This window comes from Vibrio sp. J2-4, assembly GCF_021728155.1.
In the GTDB taxonomy this organism is placed as follows: Bacteria; Pseudomonadota; Gammaproteobacteria; order Enterobacterales; family Vibrionaceae; genus Vibrio; species Vibrio diabolicus.
Genome location: NZ_JAKKCN010000001.1, coordinates 916641 through 934276, shown reverse-complemented (window position 1 = coordinate 934276; position 17636 = coordinate 916641). Strand labels below are relative to the sequence as shown.

The 17636-nt window shown below is 43.9% G+C and carries 17 protein-coding genes and 1 riboswitch; of the genes, 11 read left to right on the top strand and 6 right to left on the bottom strand.

Annotated features, from left to right (window positions below; all coding sequences use genetic code 11):
• The first annotated feature begins 74 nt into the window (after positions 1-74).
• From L3V32_RS04305 to L3V32_RS04275, 7 genes are all read left to right on the top strand, one after another.
• Complete coding sequence (locus tag L3V32_RS04305; RefSeq protein WP_237283865.1) at positions 75-1634, top strand: AMP-binding protein; 1560 nt, start codon at positions 75-77, stop codon at positions 1632-1634.
• 25 nt (positions 1635-1659) lie between these two features.
• A complete protein-coding gene (locus tag L3V32_RS04300; RefSeq protein ID WP_237283864.1) occupies positions 1660-2343 on the top strand; it encodes a TenA family transcriptional regulator in 684 nt (227 codons plus the stop codon).
• Positions 2344-2351: 8 nt separating this feature from the next.
• Complete coding sequence (locus L3V32_RS04295; protein WP_237283863.1) at positions 2352-3146, top strand: SDR family oxidoreductase; 795 nt, start codon at positions 2352-2354, stop codon at positions 3144-3146.
• 14 nt (positions 3147-3160) lie between these two features.
• Complete coding sequence (locus L3V32_RS04290) at positions 3161-3796, top strand: tetratricopeptide repeat protein (RefSeq protein ID WP_053807342.1); 636 nt, start codon at positions 3161-3163, stop codon at positions 3794-3796.
• A gap of 3 nt (positions 3797-3799) precedes the next feature.
• Positions 3800-4456: a response regulator gene (locus L3V32_RS04285; RefSeq protein ID WP_005393404.1), complete on the top strand. Its 657-nt coding sequence runs from the start codon at positions 3800-3802 to the stop codon at positions 4454-4456.
• Complete coding sequence (locus tag L3V32_RS04280; protein ID WP_176320659.1) at positions 4446-5858, top strand: HAMP domain-containing sensor histidine kinase; 1413 nt, start codon at positions 4446-4448, stop codon at positions 5856-5858. The genes L3V32_RS04285 and L3V32_RS04280 overlap by 11 nt, the downstream gene beginning before the upstream one ends.
• A 186-nt stretch (positions 5859-6044) precedes the next feature.
• The gene (locus L3V32_RS04275; protein WP_237283862.1) at positions 6045-7994 is read left to right on the top strand and encodes an LTA synthase family protein; all 1950 of its coding nucleotides are present in this window, start codon (positions 6045-6047) and stop codon (positions 7992-7994) included.
• A gap of 114 nt (positions 7995-8108) precedes the next feature.
• Here L3V32_RS04275 and L3V32_RS04270 read toward each other — a convergent pair whose 3' ends face one another.
• Positions 8109-9365, bottom strand: coding sequence for an MFS transporter permease (locus L3V32_RS04270; protein WP_237283861.1), 1257 nt, complete (start codon positions 9363-9365; stop codon positions 8109-8111).
• Between the two features lie 219 nt (positions 9366-9584).
• Between L3V32_RS04270 and L3V32_RS04265 the strand changes: the two genes are divergently transcribed.
• Together L3V32_RS04265 and L3V32_RS04260 are read left to right on the top strand one after the other, a co-directional pair.
• The gene (locus L3V32_RS04265; protein WP_005393412.1) at positions 9585-9950 is read left to right on the top strand and encodes a VOC family protein; all 366 of its coding nucleotides are present in this window, start codon (positions 9585-9587) and stop codon (positions 9948-9950) included.
• 100 nt (positions 9951-10050) lie between these two features.
• A complete protein-coding gene (locus L3V32_RS04260; protein WP_005393414.1) occupies positions 10051-10434 on the top strand; it encodes a hypothetical protein in 384 nt (127 codons plus the stop codon).
• A gap of 91 nt (positions 10435-10525) precedes the next feature.
• Here the strand turns inward: L3V32_RS04260 and L3V32_RS04255 are convergent, their stop codons facing one another.
• A complete protein-coding gene (locus L3V32_RS04255) occupies positions 10526-11260 on the bottom strand; it encodes a hypothetical protein (protein ID WP_046874891.1) in 735 nt (244 codons plus the stop codon).
• Positions 11261-11291: 31 nt separating this feature from the next.
• Positions 11292-11450, bottom strand: coding sequence for a hypothetical protein (locus L3V32_RS04250; protein WP_005377784.1), 159 nt, complete (start codon positions 11448-11450; stop codon positions 11292-11294).
• 528 nt (positions 11451-11978) lie between these two features.
• Positions 11979-12078, top strand: a riboswitch (glycine riboswitch).
• Between the two features lie 122 nt (positions 12079-12200).
• Between L3V32_RS04250 and L3V32_RS04245 the strand changes: the two genes are divergently transcribed.
• Positions 12201-13577 carry a sodium:alanine symporter family protein gene (locus L3V32_RS04245; protein WP_237283860.1) on the top strand — a complete coding sequence of 459 codons (1377 nt, stop codon included), beginning with the start codon at positions 12201-12203 and terminating at the stop codon, positions 13575-13577.
• 114 nt (positions 13578-13691) lie between these two features.
• Here L3V32_RS04245 and L3V32_RS04240 read toward each other — a convergent pair whose 3' ends face one another.
• Positions 13692-14258 (bottom strand): hypothetical protein, encoded by a 567-nt coding sequence (locus L3V32_RS04240; protein ID WP_005393418.1) that lies wholly within the window; start codon positions 14256-14258, stop codon positions 13692-13694.
• A complete protein-coding gene (locus L3V32_RS04235; RefSeq protein ID WP_005393419.1) occupies positions 14258-14893 on the bottom strand; it encodes a LysE family translocator in 636 nt (211 codons plus the stop codon). Before L3V32_RS04235 ends, L3V32_RS04240 begins: the two co-directional genes overlap by 1 nt.
• Before the next feature lie 223 nt (positions 14894-15116).
• Between L3V32_RS04235 and L3V32_RS04230 the strand changes: the two genes are divergently transcribed.
• The gene (locus L3V32_RS04230; protein ID WP_237283859.1) at positions 15117-16589 is read left to right on the top strand and encodes a carboxypeptidase M32; all 1473 of its coding nucleotides are present in this window, start codon (positions 15117-15119) and stop codon (positions 16587-16589) included.
• A gap of 70 nt (positions 16590-16659) precedes the next feature.
• On the opposite strand, the gene L3V32_RS04225 is transcribed toward L3V32_RS04230, so the two are convergent.
• Entirely contained in the window at positions 16660-17610 is a 951-nt protein-coding gene (locus L3V32_RS04225) for an LpxL/LpxP family Kdo(2)-lipid IV(A) lauroyl/palmitoleoyl acyltransferase (RefSeq protein ID WP_041853039.1), read from the bottom strand.
• Positions 17611-17636: the final 26 nt, after the last annotated feature.

The following is a 17636-nucleotide window of genomic DNA, read 5'->3' as shown; positions in this document are numbered from 1 at the left end:
AAGTAAACGTCGTTAGAAAAGCAAACACAACCAGAACAACTTGGTTAAACACAACGCCAGAATATAGGTGATGTATGAATATTCTCCTCGATGCCATTACAAAATGGGCAAAAACGACACCAGATCGAGTAGCACTTGTCGGCTACGAAGCGAATCAAACGGTTGAACTGACTTACTCTGAATTGTTAAACAAGATCGAACTCGTTGCCGCCGAGCTTATTGCACAGAACATCAAAGCACTCGCGCTACGCGCAGAAAACAGCATCGATTGGGCCATTGTTGATTTGGCGGCGATGGCGGCAGACATAGTCGTCGTACCTATTCCGACTTTTTTCTCTGATGCACAAGTTGAACACACATTAGAGCAATCAGGCGTCGATGCTTTAGTCGGCGATTGGCAAGCATGGTTGGCTTCTCATCCTAAGCAAAGCTTTAACCAGCAAGACCATTCGTTTTCCATTGCAAATTTGCCTTTGCTGCGTCGTAACCAGTTGGGAGATGAAGGTACACAGGTAGCTTATCTACCAGAAACCGGAAAAATCACATTTACGTCTGGCTCGACTGGTCAGCCTAAAGGCGTGTGTTTAAGCAATGATCATTTGTGTTTGGTGGCGAAATCGCTCGCCGACGCAGTAAACAGCGCGGCGCACTCGCACTTAGTGCTGCTTCCGTTATCGACACTTCTCGAGAACATAACAGGCGTTTATGTTCCACTCATGTTGGGCGTGACGTCATATATTTTACCCGGAGAGCAAACCGGCCTACTCGGTTCAAGCCAATTCGAACCGCGTTTGTTTGCACAAGCATTAGCGACCATCAAACCAGAAAGTTTAGTGCTAACACCGGCTTTATTGCTTGCGCTCATTCACATCGCGAAACAGCAGCCCTCTCTTGTGGATTCTCTAAAATTTGTCGCCGTTGGCGGTGCAAGAGTATCGCCACAACTGATTAACACCGCGCATGCGCTGAACATCCCTGCATTTGAAGGTTATGGCTTGTCTGAATGTGGCTCCGTCGTTTGTTTGAATACACCAGCCGCATTTAAAGCAGGAACGTGTGGCAAACCACTTCCCCACGCTCAGATTCGTATCGCGGAAGATGGTGAACTGCTCGTCAAAGGCAACGTTGCTCTTGGTTATTTGAATGAGCCGTTTACTCAAGAATGGTTAGCGACTGGCGACTTAGCCCAAATTGACGCACAAGGCTTTGTCTCTCTCTCGGGGCGTAAGAAAAACCTTATTGTCACCGCGTATGGCAGAAATGTCTCACCGGAGTGGATTGAATCAGAAGCGTTGGCGTTTTTTCCGATGACGCCACTGATCGTTACAGGCGAAAGCCAACAAACATTATGTGCTGTCATTGCCAATAGCGAAGACGTCGAAGCAAAGGTTCATGCATTAAACCGAACGCTACCCGATTATGCTCAAATCCGAACCTTATTGCTGCTGGACAACCCACGAGCCATCTCTGGTTGGTACACGGATAACGGCAAGCTCAAACGAAATCAAATCGAACATGATGTGGCTCAGTTATTAGCGAGCACAACGCCTGAATTAACGCTGCAAGCGCAAAAGATCCAACGCATCGATTTGCCCTTCCAGCAACACATTACGTCTTTCCAAACTGCATCTTAGTTAACGGCTTCTTAAGGAGAAGGTTATGACTTTATTTTTCGAACAACTCAAACAAAGCACTACCGCTGCTCAACAAGCAATGTTAACTGCGCCAGTCATCGCAGACGTTCAACAAGGCAACATTTCCAAAGATATGTATATCGCCTTTCTAACCCAAGCTTACCATCACGTTAAGCACACTGTTCCCTTGCTGATGGCGTGTGGAGGCAGACTATCTGGCGAATACGAATGGGTACGAGATGCCATTGCCGAGTACATCGAGGAAGAGAAAGGCCATCAAGAATGGATTTTAAATGACATCAAAGCGTGCGGCGGCGATGCCGAAGCAGTGCGCAACAACAAAGATGTAGGCCAAGTTGGTGCGCCGATTGAATTGATGGTTTCCTACCTTTACCACAACATTGACCGCCACAACCCACTCGCGCTGTTTGGCATGGTGTGGGTATTAGAAGGCACCAGCGTCGGCATTGGTGGCCAAATGGCAGAAAAAATCCAGTCAACGCTAAGCCTACCGCCTTCAGCAATGACTTACCTAATTTCACACAGCGTGTTAGACCAAGATCATCTGCAATTTTTTGAATCACTGATGAACAAAATCACCAAAGTGGAAGATCAACAAGTCATCATCGACTCCGCAAAAATGGTGTTCGCATTGTACGGACAAATGCTGCGTTCTTTGCCTTCTTTCTCAACCCAACAAGCGGCGTGAGGTGAAGCATGATCATTAACAACAGCACCATTCTCCTGACAGGCGCAACGGGCGGAATTGGGCAAGCCATCGCGCAAGAGTTAGCAAAACGCGGTGCCAGCCTCATTCTTGTTGGGCGAAACGAAGAGAGCTTGCAAACACTACAGCGTGAACTGTCGAATCCAGAGCGCCATAACCTAGTCGTTGCAGACATCACCTCATCAGAAGGATTAACAGCGATTAAAGATCGAGCGCGCCAACATCAAAAAGTGGACGCACTAATTAACAATGCGGGCAGCAACGATTTCTCGTTGTTAAGCCACAAACGACCAACGCAGATTGCAGACGATATCCAACTCAATCTCGTTGCGCCGATGCTGCTGTGCCAATCGGCGTTGACGTGGTTAAAACAGCCTGGGGTAATTCTCAATATTGGTTCCACATTCGGCTCAATTGGCTACCCTGGCTATACCTCCTATTGCGCGGCAAAAGCGGGGTTGCACCGTTTTACCGAATCGCTCGACAGAGAACTGTTCGCAACCGGAATCCGTGCGCTGTATTTGGCACCAAGAGCGACAGAAACCTCACTCAATAGCGATGCCGTCAATGAAATGAATCGACAGCTAGGTAACAAAACGGACTCGCCGCAAGTTGTTGCCGATCACGTTGTCACCATGTTGGAAAAAGAAATTTCCGCGAAATGGATTGGTTGGCCAGAAAAGCTTTTTGCTCGCATCAACCAATTGCTTCCAAGTGTGGTTTCTTCTGCGATTCGTAAGCAACAAGAAACCATTCACCAGTACGTAAACCGAGTCAGTCACTGAAGAGGACATGGACGATGAATACCAAACAACTACTTTGCGCTTTGACGGTTTGTTCAACGTTAGCTTCGACCGCTGCGTTGGCAGGTAATGCTCCACTGCAACAGGTTCAAAAGAAATGGGCGGAATGTCAGTACAGCACGCCCGATGGTGACGAAAAGGAACAATGCTTCCATCGCGCGATTGCCAAAACCAGTATTTATCTCGACAGAGAACCGGGCAATCCCGAACTCACTGTTTGGCTGGCAATCAATAAAGCATCGCTGGCTGGTGCTCAAGGTGGCTTGGGTGCACTATCACTCGCCAAAGAAGCCAAATCTTTACTCGAAGGGGTAATTGCAACTTCACCGCAAGCGCTTGATGGATCTGCATACACCAGTTTAGGTTCTCTGTATTACAAAGTTCCGGGGTGGCCAATTGGCTTTGGTGATGACGATAAAGCCGAAGAAATGTTGAAAAAAGCGTTAGAGATCAATCCAAAAGGCATCGATCCGAACTATTTTTATGGAGACTTCCTTGCAGAAGAAGGTCGAGACAAGGAAGCGAAAGTGTATTTGACTCGCGCAATGCAGGCGTCACCTCGCCCTGACCGACCTTTGGCTGATAAAGGTCGAAAACTGGAAATTAAAGCGACTCTTGGGAGTTTGAAATAATCCATGCGCTTATTACTCGTAGAAGATGACAAACTACTCGGTCAATCCATGGTGACTTCATTAAGTCGCCATGGGTACACCGTGGATTGGGTGGAAAAAGGCTCTGGCGTGACTAGCGCACTCAAAACAGAAGCGTTCACCGCCGTAATATTGGATCTCACTCTCCCCGATATCGATGGATTGGAAGTTCTGCGTAATATTCGCAAAGGCGGATTTAAGCTCCCAGTGATGATACTTACCGCACGAGACGACATTCGCGATCGCGTTCAAGGCCTTGATGGCGGCGCAGATGATTACCTCGGAAAACCGTTTGCACTCGAAGAGTTGCTCGCTCGCTTGCGTGTGTTGATTCGCCGTCAATCCGGTAGTGCAGAAGAAATCATTCAAGTTGGACAGTTATCTTTATCCTTATCGGAACAAAGCATTCGCTACGATGACGCGCCGCTTAAACTCACACGCAATGAATTTAAAATCCTCACCAGTTTGATGACGAACGCCGGACGCGTGCAAAGTAAGGAGCAATTGCAACAATCACTACACGGCTGGGATGAAGGTTCAAGCGACAACGCTATCGAAGTTCATATTCACAATTTGCGTAAAAAAGCGCCCAAAGTGGTCATTAAAAATATTCGCGGTGTGGGGTACATTCTTGAAAGATAAGAAATCGTACTCGATCAAACGTCAGTTAACTCTATCAGTCGGCGTGTTGGTAAGTGTTCTCTTACTCATCTCACTTTATTTCAGTTTCCAATCTGCGAAGCACGAGGTCGAAGAAGTTTATGACGCTAGGCTTGGACAATCCGCAAAATTAATGTTGCTGACGCTCTCAATTTCAACGGAAGAGAGGACTCTCGCTAACCATCGAGAGTTATTTAATGAGTGGATGGAAAACATTGAGTCAATATCAAAGTCTGACGATGACAATGTCACAAAGTTCGGCCACCCTTATGAACAAAACTTGGTTTTCCAATTCTATCGAGACAACACACTGCTCTGGAGCTCTGATCAAACCTTGCACGCACTCTCTACGTCCTTTGATAATAACGGCTACGCTGATATCGTAAAAGACGGTACACAATGGCGTACATTTCAGATTTCACTGCCACAAACAAAACATGATAATGAATACGTCGTGGTTGCAGAAAAATACAAGATACGTAAAGAGATCATCCACGAAATTGCCCTATCCACATCAATAGAACAATTGCTGATACTACCAACTTTGTTGCTTTTGCTGTTTTGGTTGATCGATAAACATTTCCGACCGATTAACGACCTGCGCACCGCCATCACACAAAGAAACGTACACCGATTAGATCGCATTCATGTAAAAGACAACACCGTTGAACTCGCACCACTTGTCGATTCGCTCAACTCTCTCCTCTCTGAACTAGAGTTAGCCTGGCAAAGAGAGAAACGCTTTACACGTGCTGCAGCGCATGAACTAAAAACCCCACTAACAATCCTTCGTCTTAACGTAGAAAATGCACTTGAAAGTAATGATCCGGAGCAACTGAGAGGAGATTTACACAACATTCTGCAAGGCATTGAACGCACTGACCGCCTTATCCATCAGCTACTGACTTTAGCTAAAGTAGATAGCTTATCAGAACGTGTATTCGACACCGTTGAGCTAACCCCTTTGTTGCAAACCGTTGTTGCTGATTTGGCACCGTTAGCATTGAAGCATAAGCAAGACATCAGTTTATCATCTTCCAACATCGCTATATCCGGTGATCGAATGTTGTTAGAGGTGTTATTTCGTAACCTCGTCGATAATGCGATTCGTTACTCCGGCGAGCACAGTGACATACAAGTCAGCGTCACTGAGAACAATAATACAATCAAAGTCTTAATTTCCGATACTGGCCCAGAAATCCCGAAAGAAACTCGTGAAAGAATCTTCGAACAGTTTTATCGGGGTCATTCTGAACATGGCGACGGTGCAGGTTTAGGGATGTCAATTTGCAAAGACATTACAGCACTACACCGTGCAACACTTGAGCTCATTCCCAGAGAAAATAGTAGGAATACGTTTGTCGTCACTTTCCCAAAGTGCTAACAAAAGCGATACAGACCATAACCTGTTTAATTTATGTTCCAGCCGAACATGAGCTTCATTCCACACTTACATAGACATACCAACACTTACACTACTCGACCATAAACCCACATTATAATTCACGTTTATTTCACGCTTGCTTTGTTAAAAACAACACAACATAACAATTAAACTATTCGAATAAATATGAAAAACTTATCTAAGGGCTCTGTGTGGGGGCCTTTGCAGCCAATTGCTGCTTTTTCTTTGTTTTCACTTATATTTTTGTCTATCTCACGCGTTTTGCTCGCCTTTTGGCAACTTGATCGAATTGACTCTTTCAACGACTTAATTTACATCCTAGGCCAAGGCCTACGCGTAGACATTGCAACACTGTGCTGGTTATTCATCCTCCCTGCACTGCTTTCAGCCCTAATGCCATTAAACGGCAAGATTGGGCATTGCTGGAAATGGATATTGCGCATATGGATGGTTGTAGGGCTTTGGATTCTCGTGTACATGGAACTGGCAACGGCACCATTCATTCAAGAATATGACCTACGCCCAAACCGTCTGTTTGTGGAATACCTTATCTATCCGAAAGAGGTCATGGGCATGCTTTGGACTGGCTATAAGCTAGAGCTGTTTATTGGCGCGTTAGGCACGGCATTAACTCTAGTTTTAGGTTGGAAGTGGAGCAAAAAACTGACCGACAATGCACAGCAGATCAAATGGAAGTGGCGCCCACTATTAGCCATTTTTGTTGTACTTCTTGGTGTTGCAGGCGCACGCTCGTCTTTAGGCCACCGCCCACTAAACCCTGCTATGGTGGCATTTTCTAACGATCCACTGCTTAACGACTTAGCATTAAACTCATCTTACTCACTGCTGTTTGCTGTCAACAGCATGAAGTCAGAAAAAAGCGCAGAGCAGTTCTACGGCAAGATGGATAATCAAAAGATGCTGGAGCTAGTTCGCGCTTCGTCAAAAAAGTCCGACTTTGATCCAACATTGCTTCCAACCATGAACAGTAACCCCGCGACTTACCATGGTAAACGTAAGAACTTAGTGATCTTGCTACAAGAGAGCTTAGGAGCGCAATTTGTGGGTTCTTTGGGTGGTCTGCCTCTTACGCCAAACCTAGATGAACTCATGGCTGAAGGTTGGCAGTTCACGCAAATGTACGCAACGGGCACTCGTTCTGTTCGTGGTATCGAAGCTGTAACCACGGGTTTTCCACCATCCCCTTCTCGCGCAGTGGTGAAACTAAGCAAAAGCCAAACAGGCTTCTTTACCATCGCAGACTTACTCAAAGCACAAGGCTATCACACGCAATTTATTTATGGCGGTGAAGCAAACTTCGATAACATGAAAACCTTCTTCTTCGGTAATGGTTTTGATCAAATCGTCGAAGAAGATGATTACAATAACCCAAGCTTTGTTGGCTCTTGGGGGGTCAGTGATGAAGACTTATACAACAAAGCAGACGAAGAGTTTGAACGCCTTTCAAAAAGCGACAAACCTTTTTTCAGCTTAGTTTTTACGTCAAGCAATCACAGTCCTTATGAGTATCCGAAAGGTAAAATTGAGCCATACGATTCCGAACACATGACGCGTAATAACGCGGTAAAATATTCAGATTACGCTTTGGGTACGTTCTTTGACAAAGCGAAAAACTCATCCTACTGGGATGATACTATTTTCATTGTCATTGCAGACCACGATGCCCGCGTGTCTGGCGCTAACTTGGTTCCAGTTAAGCACTTCCACATTCCTGCATTGATCATTGGTAAAGACATTCAACCACGTAAAGATGACCGTATCGCAAACAACATAGATATGCCGCCTACGCTGTTGTCTCTTATTGGCGTAGACGCCAAAACGCCGATGATTGGTCGTGATTTAACGAAACCACTGGCTCGCGAAGATGAACGCGCAATGATGCAATACGACAAAAACTTTGGTTATTTAACGCGTGACAACCTAGTTGTGCTTTCTCCTGGTGAAAAAGTATCGACCCTGGCGTACGACTTTGATAGCCAAACCATGAAACCGCTAGAAGTCGATGAATCCGTTATTGAACGCGCAAAAGCAAACGCATTGTTTGCATCTAAGGCGTATCAAAACAACTGGTACGCTTCGAAACGTCCCGACTAATATCCGCTGCTTCAGTTAAAAAGGAGCCAAATGGCTCCTTTTCTTTATTCTGTAAGACTCTTCACTCTTAGAGTACATGGAGGAACGCACACTTTGTATCTAGAAAATCATAGTTCATATGTAGAGAATGAACTTTTCAGGATTGTGTTCGATGACTAAGGCCAACACGTAAACAACGAGGCTTGTTGATATCAAGCCAAACAGAAAACTGACCCGAAATACCATCGTTGTTATCGTGATAAAACCATAGGCAAATACACCACTATTAATCATAGCGTACAAATTATCCAGACCAAAACTTGGTAAGGGTGCGCTAATAAATAGGAGTGAAAACATCATAATATTTGAAATTTTTTTAACCCAACTTGGTTTTTGTAGATAAAAACCCGAAATAGAAAAGGACAACAACAGCAATGGCACTAACCCATAATAAGTAAATTTGTAATATGGCGTAATCCAATCTGAACTCTGGTTTAAGAATAGTATTATGCAAGTAACAATGGTCGATGATAACGCTAAAGAAAAACACTTTGTTCCTTTGTAAGGTTTGTCTTCAAAGTTAAATAACCTAAAAATTCCCACTGCAATACCAAGAACAACCCATGCAAATGTCACTAGCTGTAAAAATGCGATCTCTTCGCGGATGGCAAAAAAGCCAAAGTAAATAGCATGATAAAAAGACCAAACCATACCAATTGGTAAACCCAAAGAGAGTTTTTCTAGGAGAATTTCTGACTGCTCTTCGTAATGAATAGTCCACCATACTAGTGCGACATAAGCGAGCAACACACCAAAAATGACAACATATTGCGCTTCTGAGATACTGATAATCATTGGAACTAAGGCTAGGGTTAAGCCAATGATAACAAATAGAATCTGGTAACAAATCGCGGGTAATGTGCAAATAAGTCGCCAAAATACCCTACCGATATCTTGAAGAAGTTCGTAGGTTTGAGCGATAAAATAAGCAACAGCAGCGATAAGAAGCAACACTCCACATAGTTTCATCAGGTTAACTAAGTTAAATAGTTTCACCCAGTCACTGCTTTCTTCGGCTTGCTTCAGCTCTTTTTGAGCGTCATCAATGTGAGCGAGTTTCAATAAGGCATTTTTTCTGTCTTCATTTTCGAGAAAGTGTCCAAACTCTTGGTTTGCTTCACTCTCCGTTATCACTCCATTTTTGTAAAGAAGATAGATAGTTGAAAGGCTCACTCTTTCTATTTCTGTAAGATCACGAATTTTTTCTTTATTATTAATTTCATTGATAGTTAAAATTTGACTTTCTTTCTTTTCTATATTTTTTGCTGAAATACTTAATGAACATGTAACACAAAAAATAATAATTAACAGTGAACTAATCGTTTTACACATATGAACGGGATTGCTTTTGACAAGGAAATGTCGAGAAGATAAATGGAATCAAATACAAAGCAAACGATATGTTCATATGCTCGATCCTGAGCCAATAAAATTGAAAGTGATACTTCTCACTATTTCAAACAAGGTACTTTAACTTGGTCTACTGACAAAGCCTGTCTTACCCTTCCGTTAGATTCAACCTCATACTTCTAGTAAATTGAGAAACAGACCATGCTAACTATCAATTCATTCGTCCTCTATGTTGAGGACATCCACGTAAGCCAAGCTTTTTACTCGAAACTGTTTGATTGTGAGGTCACGTTTTTGTCTCCAACATTTGCTTCTATGCCACTCGCAAATGGCTTAAAACTGACACTCAAGCAAAGTGATGTTCTTTCCCCTTCCAGCGACATCAAAGGTGGTGGCACCGAGTTATCATTTGCAGTGCGCAACCGCCATACGTTAGAGCACGTTTACAACAGTTGGAAAAACATGGGCGTTGAGTTTGCTCAACCACCAATGACTTCGGTGTATGGCTTAAATTTTGTGGCTACCGATCCGGATAAACATCGCATTCGCGTTTTCATTAGTGAATAAAAATGCGTTAAAAATGCTTTTTACCCATTCCCAATGTGACTTCAATAAATTAGACTCAGGGAAACATCAAAAGCTGCGTTGTATATAAGAAGGAATGCCCATGAGCTCAAGTATGATCCTTAGCGAATCTCTAATCGAGAGTGGAAGAGATATCCCCCTCAAAGAACTGCTTTATGCAAAGCGCGTGCTGGATAACTACATGGCGGTAGCAAAAGAGAGCAGCCCACTTGAGCTGTTGACAGAGATGAAATCGGCAGCAAAGCAAGTGGAATACTTTACCACTACGAGTAACCCGTGTGAGGCTCGTAATGTCATCAGTCAGATGATTGATAAAATCGACACCGCGGAATCTTTTGAGTCGTTCAAGGCTTTAGCAGGCAAGCCCTCACTAGCTCTCAATGAACTGATTGAAGATCGCGCCCAACTGATTAAACATGAGCGAGAATTGCTGCTTGCTTCAGGCTATGACGCCTCGCGTATCTAAGAATAAACGCTAGCTCCCGAGTTTAAAGCTAGCAACGAAAAAGGAGCTCTTAAAGAGCTCCTTTTACTTTCCAAAATCAGGTATAAAAGATCTAGAGGCCGATATCCTCCGTTATTGCTTTGATTTGCTTGAGATCCATTTTATAAACTTCAATCATTTGATCGACCTGACTTAGTCGTGAATTGGCTTCATCGTGTTTATCACACGCGTCCGATTTCACGTCCCAAGATTTACCTTCCAAAAACACATCACACTCTTTTTTGAGTTTCTCGATCTTAGGCAATAGTTTCGCCCTTTCTTTCTCTAGAGACTCCAATTCTTGCGAAATTTTCAGCTCTTTTTGAAACACCTCGCGCGATCGTTCAAAGATAGTCGCTTGCATATCCGCTTGACGACTCAGCTTCTCATTTTCTGATTTTGTCGTATTGATCTTATCTGCCTGTTGTTTCAATTGAGACTCTAGCGACAGGTTAACTTTCTCGACCTCAGTCAATTGCTTTTGTAACTTCTTAAGCGCTTTCTCGTGCGCTTCATCTTTCGCTGCGAGCAGTTCAGTGACTTTATCTTGTATTTCTTGGTCGAGCGCTTCTTCACGCACTTTTACTTGAGACACCAACTGCGTTTTATCTTGCGTCAACGCTTGGTATTTTTCTTCTAGCACATGATAAGTCGATTCCCACTTGTTCGCAGTGACAATCGATCCAACAAGGCCACCAAATGCTAAGCCTAATACCGCAGCAATCGCGATATAGATATGAGTACGTTTGTCACGCTCTTCAATGACAACAACGTCGTCTTGTTCTTCCATCTTGTTCTGAGAACTCACCGTATACTACTCCAAGGACTCTTTTACTTTGCTAGCGGATCAATTCCGCAAACATAATCGATGCTGTATAAATCAGAAAGGCGCCAATTAATGTTATAACGGTCGCTTTTTGGACTTTTTCATTGGTTCGATAACGAAACAGCACAAATGCTACTGCAATCAACACCGCAATGGCTAATAATCTGGTCATACCGCCTCCTTGTCCACTCATGAAAAACTGCCTAGGTCCATAGACGGTTTCACAAAGATTTATTGTAACTCATTTATACGCCCCATAAGGTCAACTTAGCGTAGATTTTAAAATAAGTGCTCCGATTTTAATCAAATTTGTGTCCTTAATTGAATAACTTATGTCGTAATAATCGAAACACATTTATCGTTCTGAAGTGTGTTCTTGGTTCTATTCCCTAGCCCAATGAGTTTTGTTTATGCAGTTGCTCACACAAAAAACTTGGTAAACATAGCTTCGTGAAAATAAGTGGGGTTATTTCGTTGAAAATAAATTGACATAGGGTGTTGAAATGGACCAAAAACATGATAGAGTTCACACGTTAATGATGACCAGCATCATTAACTAACCTTTACTCATTTAATTGAGTAATTGTTCCGATGAAGACTGCAGGAGAGTGGTTATTAATCAAATTTTAACATTTGATTAGCATAACTCGCCGAAGAATTAACTATTTCAGGTGCTACCTAGGTAGCGGGGACTGTAGTTGGAGGAACCTCTGGAGAGAACCGTTAAATCGGTCGCCGAAGGAGCAAGTCTTGCACTCACGCAAGGTGAAACTCTCAGGCAAAAGGACAGAGGAGTGGAAAGTTACAACCTAACTATTTTGCTTGGCCTTCCCGCCTACAACCAATAGCTTAGTTCTTTTAGAGATCGTTGATCTCGTCCTTTCCCTCTTCTCCTTATTAGTTGTTTTATTAAGGGGAAATCATGAACGACCTACAATCTTTACTACAAACCATCGATAATTTTGTCTGGGGTCCACCACTGCTTATTTTGCTAGTGGGTACCGGTGTTTACTTCACTTTTAGCCTCGGCTTGATCCAGTTTAAACATCTCCCAACAGCGCTAGCGATGGTATTCAGTAAAGATAAGTCATCTGATAAACAAGGTGACGTTTCTAGCTTTGCAGCACTTTGTACTGCGCTCTCAGCAACGATTGGTACTGGTAACATTGTTGGTGTTGCCACCGCGATCAAACTTGGTGGACCAGGTGCCCTATTCTGGATGTGGCTCGCCGCCCTTTTCGGAATGGCGACTAAATACGCCGAATGTTTGTTAGCGGTTAAATACCGAAGAGTAGATGATAAAGGCCAAATGATTGGTGGCCCAATGTACTATCTGCAATACGGTGTTGGCTCAAAAGCCCTCGCGATCATGTTTGCAGTGTTTGCTTTGGGTGTTGCTTGTTTTGGTATTGGTACGTTTCCACAAGTAAACGCGATTCTGGATGCAAGTGAGATATCTCTCGGTGTTGACCGTGAGCTCTCTGCCTTTGTACTGACTCTTTTGGTTGCTTTCGTAACTTTGGGTGGCATCAAATCCATTGCTAACGTTGCAGGAAAAGTGGTTCCTACCATGGCTGCATTTTACGTGTTGGCGTGTTTAAGCGTGATCATCATGAATGCAGACCAATTGTTCAACGCCGTTGAATTAGTGTTGGTATCAGCATTTACATCAACAGCAGCGACTGGCGGTTTCTTAGGTGCAAGTATCATGCTGGCGATCCAATCAGGTATCGCTCGTGGCGTATTCTCAAACGAATCTGGTTTGGGTAGCGCGCCTATGGCAGCAGCGGCAGCGAAAACAGACTCTTGTGTGAAACAAGGCCTGATTTCAATGACAGGTACCTTCTTTGATACCATCATTATTTGTACCATGACGGGCCTAGCCTTGATCCTTACTGGCGCATGGCAAAGCGACTTTTCTGGTGCAGCAATGACGACTCATGCCTTTGCGGTAGGTTTGAATGCGGATACATTTGGCCCAATGCTGGTGTCAATTGGTTTGATGTTTTTTGCATTCACAACCATTCTTGGATGGAACTACTACGGTGAGCGTTGCGTTGTGTTCCTCTTTGGTACAAAAGCGGTGCTTCCTTATAAGCTGATTTTCGTTGGTTTGGTGGCATCAGGCGCGTTCCTCCATCTAGACATGATTTGGCTACTCGCCGATATCGTAAATGGTCTGATGGCGATTCCTAACCTAATCGGTTTGATCGCACTGCGTCACGTCGTGCTGGCAGAAACCAAGCTGTTCTTTAGCTCAGCATCGCAATCTGATGAAATTGAAGCAGTAAAAGCTTAGTGACATGACAAGTGTTCAGTAATGAACCGTCAATCGCTGAAAGTAAATTGGAAATGGTAAAAACATAAAGCCCGCTGGTATTCAGCGGGCTTTATTTTATCTTAAGTTAAGCGGTTAATCTCTCAACCATTGATGCTCAACCTTTTCTCCACGTTCTTGAAAAAACTTCGCATTTTTTTGCTTGAATTGATCCGACTTCAGCTCTGATAGCGGCCAGTCTGAAAACGCCTCTGTTACGAACGAATCTCCAACCCCAACTTCAATCGATTCAAGATGCTTCCCGATGTAGCGATAAAAGTAGCTCTGCCCCAGTGCATCACAAACCATCGGCACATGTCTCATGCGTTGATGGTTGACGGATACTGAAGCCCAAGTTGTCGTTTTAGGTTCGCAGCTTTGCTCTTTTACAACATCAACTTCAAATTTATTGTCCATTGTTGTCGAGACAAAAACGACAATACCGTCATTCATATACACACGTCGAAGTAATAGCTGTTTCGTGTCTTGAGTTCGCGTCTGTTGTATTCCATTGGAAAATGGCTCGAAATAGCCCCAGTGCCAAGACCAGGTCATGCCACGTTGCGCAAACTGTACCTGTGGCCATGTCTGCCAAACAATGGCACCAACCACGCCAGTAATAAACACAACGAGCAATATCAAAAGGTGGTAAATATTGCGCATTACACGGGCTTTTCAATCAATAACTTTACGCCAAGTGCGACTAAGACAGCGCCCGTCGCCCCTTCCATCCACTTCATAAAGCTTGCATTCTTTAACAGGCTCTTAGCTGAGTTAAGTGCGCCAGCCAAACCACACTGCCAAACCATCGCAATAATAAAGTGCACGGATGCCATCATCATTGATTGAAGCAAAGGAGAACCTTCTGGATTCACAAACTGTGGCAAGAACGCCAAGTAGAAAACTGCCGTTTTTGGGTTCAAGACGTTAGAAAGAAAGCCCTCTCTAAAAGAGCGTTTGCCATTAAACACTTCATGAACCTGCTCAGTCACTGACAAACCATTCTTCGACGACATCAGGGCTTTTAAACTGCTCAGACCAAGCCAAATAAGATAAGCTGCACCAATCATTTTTACGATTTGGAACAACTCTGCAGATTGCGCCAGAATGGCCGAAATACCAACCGCTGAAAAGAAAGCATGCACAAATAAGCCAAAGCAAATCCCTAAACTGGTTGTACATCCGTCTTTTAAACCCGCGCGACTGGTATTACGGATAACAAGGGCCGTATCTAAACCCGGCGTTAGCGTTAAAATAGTGATGGCAATAATAAATGCCTCAAAATTCAAGATATCCATATTATCGTGATAATTAATTGTTAATCCGTCATCAATACCGTCAATCCACGAGATTCGCAAGCTTCTTTTTTAAGAGAGCTATACAACTGGGTGAATTTATGGACAATGAGTGACGATTAATTGTTAATTATTAGTAAATTAACGCAGGTTGTTTCGTGCAACTCGACGTAAAGGACCCGTTATCGGGTGTTTAGGGAAAGAACAAAAGAATAAGAGTAGTCACATGAAAGCATTTACAAAACTCATTGAACATTCCAAAAAAGTGGCAAATTTTGAGCACCTCTCTGCCATCATAGGTTGGGACCAAGCAGCGGTCATGCCATCTGGTGGCGCTGAAGCGCGCTCCAATGCTATGGCAGAACTTAATGTACACATCCACTCATTGATGACTCAGCCACACTTGGGCGAGCTTTTCGCTCAGGCAGAAGAAGAGACGCTATCTGCAAGTGAAAAGTCCATCCTACGAGAAATGAAACGTGAATGGCAACAAGCTAACTTGCTACCAGAATCATTAGTTCAAGCTCAATCTCTTGCTGGCTCCAAATGTGAACATGCATGGCGTACGCAACGCGGAGAAAATGACTGGTCTGGCTTTGAAAAGAACTGGGCAGAAGTCGTCAAGCTATCGCAAGAAGAAGCGCAAATTAGAGCCGAAGCAAACGGCACAACGCCTTACGATGCCATGCTTGATATTTATGAACCAGGCACAACGTCTGCATCGTTAGACACGCTTTTTGCTGACGTAAAAACGTGGCTACCTTCCTTGATAGACGAAGCGCTTGAAAAACAGCAATCAGACAACATCTTATTGCCAACTGCGCACTACCCTGCGGAAAAACAAAAAGCGCTGGGACTGGAAGTCATGAAGCTACTTCAATTCGATTTTGAACACGGTCGGCTTGATGAAAGTGTCCATCCATTTTGTGGCGGTGTGCCAACAGATGTGCGTATTACAACACGTTATGATGAAAGCGAGTTTGTCCAATCATTGATGGGGATCGTCCACGAAACTGGCCATGCCCGATACGAGCAAGGGCTACCAAAAGATTTAGCAGGAACACCAGCTGGTCAAGCCCGCTCTATGGGAATTCATGAGTCACAGTCGCTCTTCTTTGAAATGCAAATAGGACGAAACAACGCATTTATCGACCATCTTGCTCACATGGCTTCCAAGCATTTTTCTGGAGATGAGTTTGAAAAAGACAATCTAGCCAAAATCTACACTCGCGTAGAGAAAGGCTTTATTCGCGTAGATGCGGACGAATTAACATACCCTGCCCACGTTATTCTTCGATATGAGATTGAACGTGATCTTATGAACGGTGCCATCAAGCATACAGACGTACCAGAGCTCTGGAACGAAAAAATGAAAGCGTATTTGGGACTCTCAACGGAAGGCAATTTCAAAAACGGTTGTATGCAGGACATTCATTGGACGGATGGAAGTTTTGGATATTTCCCGTCCTACACTCTCGGTGCGATGTACGCAGCCCAGTTCATGGCCGCAATGAAGCAAACAGTAGATGTGGACGCGGTTATTCGCTCTGGCGATCTGACGCCGATATTCCATTGGCTGTCGAAGAACATCTGGAGTAAAGGCAGCTTATTAACAACAGATGATCTCGTAAGAGAAGCAACGGGTGAAACACTAAATGCTAAGCACTTCCAAGCGCACCTAAAAGGCCGCTACTTGTAAATAGAAAAAGAATAGAACGTAAAAGCCCAAGGTTCGTATGTTCCTTGGGCTTTTTTAAGCTCTTTCTATGCTATGCCAAGCTAGGGATAAGTCTGGGCTTGTACAAACAATCCTCGCCTTCAGGTCTGGTTTTAAACCGACGGTGAAGCCACATATATTGGCTCGGACTTGCCATGATTGACGTTTCAACTATCTTATTCACGAAAACTGCCGCACCTTGAGGATCTTCTTTCGGGAAACCGTCGACTGGCGCACTAATCGTCAAGGTATAGTGTCCGTCCTTTCCTCTTACCATCGTAAAAGGCACGATGGCACAATCTGTCGAATCAACCAGCAGACTTGTACCTGTCGTCGTGCAAGCATTTTTAACGGCAAATAATGGCGCAAACGTTGAGCGTCGGTTTCCATAATCATGATCCGGTGCATACCAGACCCGCTCACCCGTTCTAAGCGCTTCAAGCATGGCTTTAACGTTCTTGCGATCAATAAGCGTACGATTAGAGCGAGAACGCCCCTTGTATTGAAAGTAATCAAAACACGGATTGTTGTTTGGGCGATAAACACCAGTGCCAGACTTTTTAATGCCAAAAGCACGAGCACCTAACTCTAAGTTCATCGAGTGTACGGCCAACATTAATGCCCCTTTGCCTGATTTTTCTAAAGCCTCGAGGTGCTCCATTCCTTTTATCGTAACGTGTTTGTTTACCCGTTTATCAGACCAAAACCATGCCATCGCCGTCTCAAATAGCGCAATACCTGTATTGTCGATATTGTCTTTTAAAATTGCTTCGCGTTGGCATTCTTCCATCTGAGGAAAGCAAAGCTCAAGATTGCGCCTAATCGTAACTTGACGTTTTTTCATGATTCGCATAGCTAAACGGCCAATGCCACGTCCTAATGCTAACTGAACTTTGAAAGGAAGGAGACTGAGTAAGTACATTACGCTGATGATAATTAAGGTTCCCCAGTAACGAGGCAAAAGAAATTCAGCCTTGAATTCAGGCTTTTGGTATTTATTCATGTGAGTATTGTCAGATGTGCCCATCT

Bases quoted from the DNA above. Each gene is read 5' to 3' on its own strand.
- L3V32_RS04305 (WP_237283865.1), top strand. From the start codon at position 75: ATGAATATTCTCCTCGATGCCATTACAAAATGGGCAAAAACGACACCA.
- L3V32_RS04300 (WP_237283864.1), top strand. From the start codon at position 1,660: ATGACTTTATTTTTCGAACAACTCAAACAAAGCACTACCGCTGCTCAA.
- L3V32_RS04295 (WP_237283863.1), top strand. From the start codon at position 2,352: ATGATCATTAACAACAGCACCATTCTCCTGACAGGCGCAACGGGCGGA.
- L3V32_RS04290 (WP_053807342.1), top strand. From the start codon at position 3,161: ATGAATACCAAACAACTACTTTGCGCTTTGACGGTTTGTTCAACGTTA.
- L3V32_RS04285 (WP_005393404.1), top strand. From the start codon at position 3,800: ATGCGCTTATTACTCGTAGAAGATGACAAACTACTCGGTCAATCCATG.
- L3V32_RS04275 (WP_237283862.1), top strand. From the start codon at position 6,045: ATGAAAAACTTATCTAAGGGCTCTGTGTGGGGGCCTTTGCAGCCAATT.
- L3V32_RS04270 (WP_237283861.1), bottom strand. From the start codon at position 9,365: ATGTGTAAAACGATTAGTTCACTGTTAATTATTATTTTTTGTGTTACA.
- L3V32_RS04265 (WP_005393412.1), top strand. From the start codon at position 9,585: ATGCTAACTATCAATTCATTCGTCCTCTATGTTGAGGACATCCACGTA.
- L3V32_RS04260 (WP_005393414.1), top strand. From the start codon at position 10,051: ATGAGCTCAAGTATGATCCTTAGCGAATCTCTAATCGAGAGTGGAAGA.
- L3V32_RS04250 (WP_005377784.1), bottom strand. From the start codon at position 11,450: ATGACCAGATTATTAGCCATTGCGGTGTTGATTGCAGTAGCATTTGTG.
- L3V32_RS04245 (WP_237283860.1), top strand. From the start codon at position 12,201: ATGAACGACCTACAATCTTTACTACAAACCATCGATAATTTTGTCTGG.
- L3V32_RS04240 (WP_005393418.1), bottom strand. From the start codon at position 14,258: ATGCGCAATATTTACCACCTTTTGATATTGCTCGTTGTGTTTATTACT.
- L3V32_RS04235 (WP_005393419.1), bottom strand. From the start codon at position 14,893: ATGGATATCTTGAATTTTGAGGCATTTATTATTGCCATCACTATTTTA.
- L3V32_RS04230 (WP_237283859.1), top strand. From the start codon at position 15,117: ATGAAAGCATTTACAAAACTCATTGAACATTCCAAAAAAGTGGCAAAT.
- L3V32_RS04225 (WP_041853039.1), bottom strand. From the start codon at position 17,610: ATGAATAAATACCAAAAGCCTGAATTCAAGGCTGAATTTCTTTTGCCT.